General features: G+C 47.6%; 6 protein-coding genes. 1 reads left to right on the top strand and 5 read right to left on the bottom strand.

All coding sequences use genetic code 11. The features are described from left to right. On the top strand, positions 1-725 hold a 725-nt coding region (locus J7L64_06380; protein ID MCD6451969.1), incomplete at its 5' end, for a hypothetical protein. Here the strand turns inward: J7L64_06380 and J7L64_06375 are convergent. The 5 genes from J7L64_06375 to J7L64_06355 form a co-directional block, all read right to left on the bottom strand. Beyond that, positions 709-2,088, bottom strand: coding sequence for a hypothetical protein (locus J7L64_06375; GenBank protein ID MCD6451968.1), 1,380 nt, complete (start codon positions 2,086-2,088; stop codon positions 709-711). The two genes, J7L64_06380 and J7L64_06375, sit on opposite strands and share 17 nt — an antisense overlap. Before the next feature lie 11 nt (positions 2,089-2,099). Further along, entirely contained in the window at positions 2,100-3,368 is a 1,269-nt protein-coding gene (locus J7L64_06370; GenBank protein ID MCD6451967.1) for a zinc carboxypeptidase, read from the bottom strand. 8 nt (positions 3,369-3,376) lie between these two features. Further along, the gene (locus J7L64_06365) at positions 3,377-4,591 is read right to left on the bottom strand and encodes an outer membrane protein transport protein (protein ID MCD6451966.1); all 1,215 of its coding nucleotides are present in this window, start codon (positions 4,589-4,591) and stop codon (positions 3,377-3,379) included. A gap of 84 nt (positions 4,592-4,675) precedes the next feature. Beyond that, positions 4,676-6,736, bottom strand: a complete 2,061-nt coding sequence (locus J7L64_06360) for a PAS domain S-box protein (protein MCD6451965.1) — start codon at positions 6,734-6,736, stop codon at positions 4,676-4,678. A gap of 55 nt (positions 6,737-6,791) precedes the next feature. Continuing rightward, a complete protein-coding gene (locus tag J7L64_06355) occupies positions 6,792-7,808 on the bottom strand; it encodes a GGDEF domain-containing protein (GenBank protein ID MCD6451964.1) in 1,017 nt (338 codons plus the stop codon). Positions 7,809-8,049 lie beyond the last annotated feature (241 nt).

Raw genomic sequence — 8,049 nt, 5'->3', positions numbered from 1 at the left:
TTTATGGTGAATTCATAATATTGCCGGCACCAACGGAGAAAACTATTGAAGAAGCAATAAGTTTCATTTTGGAAGAGATCTTGGGCGTTAGAACTATAACCCCTCCTCCTGAGTGGACAAAAGATTTTAATAGATATATCCCAGAATTAAAAAAACTGGAACAAGAGAAAAAGAAAGTAGAAGAGGAAATCGAAAAATTAGAAAGAAAAAAGGAAGAAAAGGAGAGGGAAATATTAGCCAAAAAGGACTACCAAAAGCTCCTCTATGGGACTGGCACTGAGCTGGAAGAAATAACCAGAAAAGTATTTCAAGAATTGGGATGCAAATTAAGAGAGCCGGAGTCTGATGAAGATTTGGCGATTGAATTCGAGGGGAAAAGAGGAATTATAGAGTGCAAGGGAAGAACAAAAGATATAATCCCTACGAACCTTCGCCAATTGATATATTACTCAACAGAATACAAGAATAAAAACCAACCAGTAAAAGCCATACTGATTGGTAACGGATGGAGAGAAGAACATCCCGAGAATAGAGGTCCCATTTTCTCTGACAATGCGGTTAAAGAAGCGAAGAAAATTGGTATCGCTTTAGTATCTACAGTAGATTTATTTTATGTCTTTTGCCGATTCTTGGAGGGGAAAGTAACTCCTCAACAGATTATGAACAAGATATTCGAGACCGATGGTGTAGTGGAGTTCAACGATTTGATCAACGCATCAGGATGACTTCGGTTGCTTCGTAGAGGCCGGCAATGGCAAGAAGGATCAGCACCCACAAAAAGCCATAGAGGTTCTTCGTAAGCCCCCGTGCGTAGCGGTCCTTCAAATTTCCCTTCCCCTTATAGACATCAACCGCCATAAGAAAAGCATAAAACATCGCCAAGATATACGCCTCTCCCTCAATAAGGGCGGTTATCGAATGGGGGATCATCGCAAGCGCCATCCCTTCACTGGCTGGGGTAAGGAGCAGTCCCCAGAGGATTGCCCGGATACAACCGGTAAGGAGACCAATCCCCGGGATAACAAATGAAGGAAGGGTGATCCAGAGAAAGGCACCCAAAAGGGAGTTGACCGCAAAGGTAACAAAGGCAGCATAAAGTATGTTCCCCGAAGCATAAGCCCTTCCCACCCAGGCGAGAACGCCTTTACCGCTCGATATCTCAGCGCCAACCAGGTTTATGAACATAAACTGAAGCTCGGGCGAAAGATAAACGAACAGACCGGCAAGAATGGCAAGACCAAAATAGATGGCATTGAGGGAGAAATAAAGCCGTTTATGGGAACAGATCGCCTCAAGCCCGGGAAGAAGAGGAGCCTTCACCTTCTCCTTGAGCGAGGAAAAAACTCCGAAGATCAACATCACCCCACCGGCAAGAAGAAGGATATACCCGAGAAAACCGACGAAAAAGGTAAAGGGAGTATAGGGCTTCTGATACACAAACAGACCGAAGTCCACCTTCCTTTTTCCTTTGCTTTTGCTAAGAACCTTCGCCACCTTCTCCAGCTCGGCGAGTGAAGAGCATCTAAAGATGACCGAGCGATACTCCCTCCCCTTGGAACTAAAAAACAGCGCCTCGGTTTCCTCCGAAGGAAAAGCTATGGCCGTCTTCCGGAAAGAATAAATCGCTTTATGCAATATCCCCACCACTTTGAACCTTTTTCCCTGAACCCTGATCTCCTTGATACCCCTCAACCCAGCTCCCACAACCACCTCATCCTTCCCCTGCTTGGGGAGCCTCCCTGAGGCAAGCATCCCCTCATCGAGGAGGGAGGGCGAGGAAACGAGGAAGAAACGACCGCTCAGGGAGAAGGTGAGGATCTCCTGAACCCTTTTATTCTCTTCTCCCCCTTTGCCACCTAAACCGAATAAAGAAACGAGCGGTTCCTCCTTATAGTAGAACCATCTTCCCGTTATCCGAGCAAAGGAAGATAGCTCGGGAGGAAGAGAAGGGGAAGGAGATGACGCCGGATGGAAAAGCTCCACCGCGTAAGTAAAAGGAGGACTAAGGGTCCTCGGGTTCAGCACGAAGTTCGAAAAAAGCATAAGGGAAAGCCCTAAAAGAAAAAGAAGCGCTCCCTTACTTTTCATAACCTCCTCCCTCATTTATTGGCTATCGCCCATTTAATTAGGTAAAGGGCAGCGGGAAGGTTTTCCTCGAAGATCGAGGTGATATCACTATCCGCATTGATAAACCCTCCCTGCATCAGGCTGACCGGAGGAAGTTCGACGGTGAACGCCAGGGTACCGTACTTTCCGTATGCCCAGTCGGTGAACTCGCCGTTGGTGAAATAAAACCCACTCCCACCGGGAACCGCGTAATACCACCTTCCGTGAACCGCACTCATCAAAGAAGCCATCGTATCCCCCAAAAAGGAGAACAGACGATAATCGGGGGTAGGTTCAACGGTATAGCCCCAGGGATAGAGGATCACCTGGGCGTAGCTATGATAGGTTAACGCCACCCGGAAATTATGACTGGTAAAAAGCTGAGCCACCGCCTGCGACTCCGGCTCGGAGAGGGGTGAAGGACCGCGATACACATTTGAGGCTGGGTTGGGGCTTGAGCCTATATCATCTATCCCCCACATAAAATCGTAGTTCCGGTTGAGATCGACGCCAAAGAGACCATTTCTGTTATCCCGCCTGTTCTTTCGCCACCAGCGGAAGACATTGATCGTGTACTCAAGCCCATCGGGATTGAGAAGGGGAACGATCCAGATCTCACTGTTATCGACTACATCCTTTATCTCCTGATTGTCGCTATAGTGCTCGGCGAGATAGCGAGCAAGCATTAGAGGGACCTCGACCGATATCCACTCCCTCGCATGATGGCAGCCGACGAAGAAACAATCGACCTCATCGTCCTCCTCCGTCGCCACATTATCGCTTATCTTAACCGCCAATATATCCCGCCCCTCAACGGAATCGCCGATGTCGTACAACTTCACTATCCCCGGATAATCCTTCTCAAGATCGCTAAGCTCCTTTTGAACCTCGAGATAGGAGTGATAAGGACCATTAGCCGCCTGTGCCCTCACCCTCCTCTCTTTGGGAAGGGAGACCTTCTCCCTCTCGATTGAGACAAGCTGATAGGGGATATGGGAGGCATAAAGGGCACGCACCTCGGAAGCGCGAAGCAGAAGATAAAGATAACCCTGATAGTTCCCCATCACATCGAGATTGAGACGGCGGATGATATGAGGAAGCGCCTCAACCCTCGCGTCCACCCGTACGATGTAATAGACCCTTCCCCTCTCAATATCTTGAGGGATGCTAATGGACGGAACTTGCCCCACCCTTCCCATAGAGAACGCGGAGGCAAAGGAAAGGGCGATAACAATTAAAATGAACATAACCTTCTTCATCATCCTCTCCCTTAGAATCGATAGCTGATGCTGGTTATAAACCTAACATTGGAAAGGTTCTCCCCGGAACTTCTCTCAAAGCCGTATTGAAATGCAAGATCGCAGGAGAACCGCGCAAACGAGAAACCGCCCCCCAAGGTGAGATAGTGATAACGGTAGCGGAGGTAAGTCACCGGCTGGGGATCATAGAGATAACCAACCCTCAGAGGAAGAGAAACCCTTCTCCCATTCCTAACTGCGGTGAAGGTGTACTCCGCCCCCAGTCTGAAAAGAAGGGTGTCATCGAAATTCCGGGGAAGATCTTCGGAGAAATAGGTAACCCTATAGGAAGACCAACGGAGGTAATCGACCTCCATAAGGAGGAGAAGTTTACCGCTGATTTGATAGGAACTGCCGAAGAGGAAGGCAAGTGGCTCCTGGTACCGGTCGTCTCCCGATCGGTAGTCGCCGATTATATCCACCTGCGAAGTCTTCATCTCCCGACGAACCCCTCCCTCCCCCTTCCTCTCGTACGGGGTGCGGAGGGAGAGACCGAGGGTAAGCTTTGGGGTTGGTTTAAAGGTGGCTCCTAGGGTGAAATAATAGCCGGAGAAGTCCTCCCTTGCCTCATCGGTGTAGTAAGCGAAGCTTATCCCCTCATTGAGGGTATAATTTAAATTCTTCGAGAAATACCCGGAAAGATAATGGGCTCCAAAACCAAAGGAAAATTTTCCCGCATTCTTTGATACCCCAAAGCTAAAAATATTCGTCCACCCCCCGAATGTCTGGGACAGCTTTTCCCCCCACCCGGTGGTGAAACTGGCGGTAGGACGACTTATATTCTCAAGCCTTCCAAAGGCAAAGGCGAGGTTGAAACCGCGAAGGGGATATAAAAAGGCGACAAAACCGCTTCCTAACCCTCCTTCGTTTCGGGGAAGGCTCACTATCACCCCAGTGTTGACGATGGAATAACGGAAAAGTCTGGCAGAGAGCAACTCGACGCTACCAGCCACCGTGGCTCCACCGATATTGCTAAGTGAAGCGGGATTGGTGAAGATCGAAGCAGGATCATTAGAAAGAACTACGGTGATCCCGCCCAAAGAGCCACTCCTTCCACTAAGAGGACCCAAGATATTCCAACTGGCGAGTGGGGCTTCATCCTCATACTGTCCCACCGCCTGAGGGAACACGGTTGAAGAGAGGACGAAAAGAAAACCAAAAAGGAAGAGTAAGATTGACCTTCTCATCTCATCACCTCAAAAGTAAAATTTTTGTTCTATTTTACAGCATAGAGGGAGAAAAGGCAAGAAAGAGGGGATAGAAGGAGCGGTTTACTTCTTCTCCTTCTTAAGATACTTTATATAAAGATCGACGATGGCGGGATCGAACTGTTTCCCTTTTTCTCTTATTAACTCAGCTATTGCCTCCTCACGACTCATCGCCTTCCGGTATGGTCTATCGGAGCACATAGCATCAAAAGCATCGACTACCGCTATTATCCTCGCCCCAAGGGGAATATCCTCTCCTTTCAGTCCTTCAGGGTAACCATTTCCATCATAGCGCTCATGATGGTAAAGGATTATCCTACTCGCATTCTTAAACTCCTCTATCCCCTGTACTGCTTCTGCCCCCAACCGGGAGTGTTCTATCATAAGTGCTCTCTCCTCCTCATTAAGCACCCCCTCCTTATTGAGGATATATCCAGGAACCTTCATCTTTCCGATATCGTGGAGAATGGCGGCGATCTCAATATCCTTTATCTCCTCCTCGGAGAGACCTGATCTCTCAGCAAGATACACGGAATCATCGATGATCCGGCGAGAGTGCTCTTCGGTATATAGGTCCTTTATCTCGATGAAAGCGGCGAGAACCTTGATTAATTTGCGATAACCCTCCTTCAGCCCCTCCTCCATCCTCACCCTCCTGCTAATGTCGCGAACGATCCCTTGAATCCCTACCACCTTTCCCCCTATCCTCATTGGGTTAAAGTTCCCCTCCGCATAACCTACTTCTCCATCCCTATCCACAAATCGGAACTCGAGCTTACCACCTGTTCCCTTCCTTAGAGCACGATGGAAAAAGAAACGAACCTTTCTCAAATCCTCCTTATATACGACCTCGCTGAAATGCTTCTTCCTCGCCTTAACAAGGGGAAGACCGGTTATTTCGGTAAACCGGGGGTTAATTAATGAGAAACGACCTCGGCTATCCAAGCTGATAATGATATCATTTGCGTTCTCGAATATCTCCCGGTAAATCCGCTCCATCCATCTCAGTCGCTGTCTGACCCTCTTCTCCTCACTTATATCCCTTAAAACCGCAGCGGTTCCAACGAGATTCTTCCCCTCATCATAGATAGAGGTGAGGGTCAGAGCCACATCTATAAGCTTGCCGTCCTTCCTTCTCCTTCTTGTCTCTAAATAGGGATAATAACCCACCCTACGCGTTTCGGCGAGAACCGTCTCCATCTCTAAATGATACTTAGTATCATCAGGCACCAATATAGTAAGAGGCTTCCCTAATACCTCTTTCACTCGATAACCGAAGATCCGCTCTGCTCCCCTGTTCCAGAAGTTTATTTTCTCCTCGAGATCTATACCGACCACCGCATCAAACATCGTGTTTATAATCCGAGACTGAGCCTCAAGCCTCTGCTCAAACATCTTCCTTTCGGTTATATCCCGGGCAATGGCGAGGCTCCCCACCACTTCACCGTCCTCCATAATCGGGTTTGCGTCTATCTCAAGGTAAATTATCGAGCCGTCCTTCCGTCTAACCCTGAGTTCGTAAGAATGAACATTCCCCTTAAGGGTGTGTTGAAACTTGCTCCATGCTTTAGGGAGGTCCTCAGGAACAACTAAAGGATCAAACTTCTTCCCTATCAGCTCCTCAAGAGAATACCCACCCCGCTTCTTCCCCTGTGCATTCACATAGATAAATCTTCCCTCCCTATTCAGTATAAAGATAATGTCACTCGCGCTGTCCAATATCTTCTTATACCTCTCTTCGGAGAGAAACAACCCTTCCTTAAGCTGCCTCTCCCTCTGCGAGATGGGAGAGATCAGTCCAGCATAGAGCACCCTCCCCTCTCCATCACTCGACACACTAATCGCTCTCATCTTAATTCGAACCTGCTTTCCATCAATCGTTCTAAGCTCCATAGGGGCGATGTCTCTCCCCTCCCCTCCCAATCTCTTTAAGAACCCTTCATCTCCCTCGGTTGAAGAGAAAAAGGAGAGAAACTCATTCCCTATGATCTCATCCGGGGTGCAACCGAGAAGAGAGAAGAAGCGGTTATTCCCTCCGATGATTATCCCCTCTGGACAACTAAAGACAACAACTGGTTGGGAAATAAACTCAAGAAGTTTTTTTGCCTCAAAATATCTACTCACGATTTGGTAAGCCCCCAGAATTTATGATCATTCATCTTTCCTTAAAAACAAACATCTATTCTAGCTTCCGGAATAGCTCAACTCGGTTTTTCCCTTCGAGCTTCCCTAAATAGAGGGCTCGGTCAGCTTCAGCCACCAAATCTGCAGGGGTAAGTCGACGGGAAGAAAGAGAAGAAACACCAATGGTGACAGTGGGCGATCTATAGGTATTGCCCTTGTATTCTACCATTAACCTCCCTATCACCCGGCGGATCCTCTCCGCCATCCCCAAAGCCCTCTTCTCCTCAGTAGCGGGAAGAATAATTGCGAACTCCTCCCCCCCATACCGGCAAACGATATCACCCGCTCGGCTCTCCTTCCTTAAAACCTCACCCACCGAGGCGAGAACCCTATCCCCAGCAAGATGGCCATAGCGATCGTTGAATTCTTTGAAATTATCGAGATCGAAAAAAAGGAGGGAAAGGGGTAAGGATAGAGAGGTTGCTCGCTTTACTTCACGCTCCAAGGTATCGTAGAAATAGGCGTGGTTATACAACCCAGTCAGTCGGTCAGTAATTGCTTCCTTCCTCTTCTCGCTAAGCTCGTTCACTGTATCTCTAAGTGAACGCCTCGTCTCTTCTATCGATACAGTAAGGCGCTTTGTCTCAGCGATCAGAGCAAAACCACTCACCACAAGCCAGCTGAAAATCCCAACCGGAGTATAATGGAACAACCTATAGGGGATAATTCGAAGCATCATTCCTACATCTATCATTCCACAGAAGAAGAGGAGCAGAGAACCAATAAAATAAACAGCGCAAACCCTTCTCTCTTTCCCCCTCCTTTCCCTTTTCATTTCTTTGAGAAGAAGATACCAGGCAAAAAGAGCAGAGAGAACGAGAAGAAAGAGGAAGGGATAATACAACCAACCCGCCCTTCCCTGAACCTCTCCTGGTGATGGGGGGGAGATAAAACTGCTTGAAAAAACAAAGGGAGTGAGGATAAGAGAGGCAGAGAGAAAAAGTCGAGAAGGGAGATCAAACCTCTTCCTTCGGAGAAGCTGAAGGACAAAATAATAAAAGAGAAATATCAACCAAACAGCCCCTATGTGCTGAAAACGGAGAAAATAAAGGTTTAAAAAATAATCTTTAAAAAAAAGAAGCTGAAAAAAATCACCAAGCACAAGAACGGAAAGGGCAAACGAAAAATAGGATAAAGCAAGGAAAAAATCTCTCTTTGTAAAGGAAAATCCGAGGAAAAATACAAAGATAGAAAAACCAAGCGAATAACAACCAACCACCAAGGGTGCGAAAAGATGTGTCATAGTTCAATAT

The organism is Acidobacteriota bacterium (assembly GCA_021161905.1).
In the GTDB taxonomy this organism is placed as follows: Bacteria; Acidobacteriota; B3-B38; order Guanabaribacteriales; family JAGGZT01; genus JAGGZT01.
The sequence above is the reverse complement of the archived record's forward strand: the minus strand, read 5'-3'. Positions and strand labels throughout refer to the sequence as shown.